Annotated in this window: 1 protein-coding gene; it reads left to right on the forward strand. The window is 33.4% G+C overall.

Translation table 11 applies throughout. The features are described 5' to 3' along the window. Positions 1 to 127 precede the first annotated feature (127 nt). The gene (gene rho, locus ACR0QS_RS13115; RefSeq protein WP_432633899.1) at positions 128 to 1,615 is read left to right on the forward strand and encodes a transcription termination factor Rho; all 1,488 of its coding nucleotides are present in this window, start codon (positions 128 to 130) and stop codon (positions 1,613 to 1,615) included. Positions 1,616 to 1,752: the final 137 nt, after the last annotated feature.

Below are 1,752 nucleotides of genomic sequence, written 5' to 3' on the forward strand. Positions count from 1 at the left end.
GTGCGTGGTTATGCTTTGCGATGGCTCGTCCGTTAAAACCGAAGCGAAAAAATAAAAATTAATAAAATCAAATTAATTATAAATATTTTATATATATTTTGCATATATTATTTGCATAGGAGTATCTATGGATTTTTCAGAAAATAATAAAGAAAACGAAGAAAATTTAGAAGCGGAATCAGTTCCTGCGCCCGTTAAAGTTAGGAGCGTTAGAAAAAAAGTTGTAAAAAAAGCTATTTTGGTTAATAGCGAAAATAATTTAAATAATTCGAATAGTAATAATAATAACGAAGAAAATAATAATAGCGAAAACGAAACTAATGAAAATATAGAAAGACCTCAAGATATCGTATATATAAATAAATTAAGCTGTTTGACTTTTGAAGAATTATTGGAATTTGCAAATAGCTATGGCTTAAAAAGAGACGCCAATATCAGAAGGCAGGAATTAATGCATTTGATATTGAGAACGCATCTCGTTTCTGGAGGAAAAATCGAAGCCGAAGGAACTTTGGAAGTTTTGCAAGACGGTTTCGGTTTTTTAAGGTCGCCAAATATGAATTATTTATCCGGGCAGGATGACATATATATAGCGCCTACTCAAATAAGACTTTTCGGATTAAGGACGGGAGATGTTGTCGGGGGAGAAGTTCGTCCTCCTAAAGATAATAGTCCAGATAAATATTTTGGACTTTTAAGAATAGAGCGAGTAAACGGAGATAAGCCAGAAAATCTATATAAAAGACCTATTTTCGATAAACTTACGCCGATATTTCCAAACGAAAAAATAAATTTGGAATTCGCCCCAAATAAAATTTCTACTCGGATAATAAATTTAGTCGCTCCTATAGGAAAAGGACAGAGAGGTTTAATCGTGTCTCCTCCGAAAGCGGGAAAAACTATGATGCTTCAAGAAATAGCCAACGCAATTTGCAGAAATTATCCCGATATAAAACTTTTTATACTTCTTATAGACGAGCGTCCAGAAGAAGTTACCGACATGAAAAGAAGCGTTCCAGATGCGGAGGTTATAGCTTCCACTTTTGACGAAGCGCCAGAAAAACATTGTCAGGTTTCCGAAATGGTTTTGGAAAAAGCTAAACGACTTGTTGAAAATAAACATGATGTAGTTATTATACTTGATTCGATAACGAGACTTTCGAGAGCTTATAACTTAACCGTCCCAGCGAGTGGAAAGATACTTACGGGAGGAGTCGATTCAAACGCTTTGCATAAACCGAAAAGATTCTTCGGAGCGGCTCGAAATATAGAAGAGGGCGGTTCTCTTACAATAATAGCTTCCGCTTTAGTCGATACGGGAAGCAGAATGGACGATTATATTTATGAAGAGTTTAAAGGCACGGGAAATATGGAACTTCATTTGGATAGAAAATTCGCAAACAGAAGATTATTCCCAGCGATAGATATCGATTCTTCTTCCACTCGAAGAGACGATTTGCTTTTAAGCGATGAAGAGCTTGCCAAAATGCGACTGATAAGAAACGCTCAAAGTATGAATGCCAATGTTGACGAATACGGAATTATAGAAAAAGTTATTGATAAAATGAGTTCAACTAAAAATAATTTTGAATTTCTTAAATTATTAAATTCGTAAATTAAGGATTTAATATGTCCGAAGATTCTTATAATAATTCTAAAGATAGAGAATTATTTGAGTTTTATTTGGAGCATGGATATTTTCCTGAAGATTTAAAAATTAATTCCAAAAATAATTTAAAAAAGAATTTAAAA

Origin of the sequence: Brachyspira sp. (assembly GCF_050873525.1) — a bacterium.
In the GTDB taxonomy this organism is placed as follows: domain Bacteria; phylum Spirochaetota; class Brachyspiria; order Brachyspirales; family Brachyspiraceae; genus Brachyspira.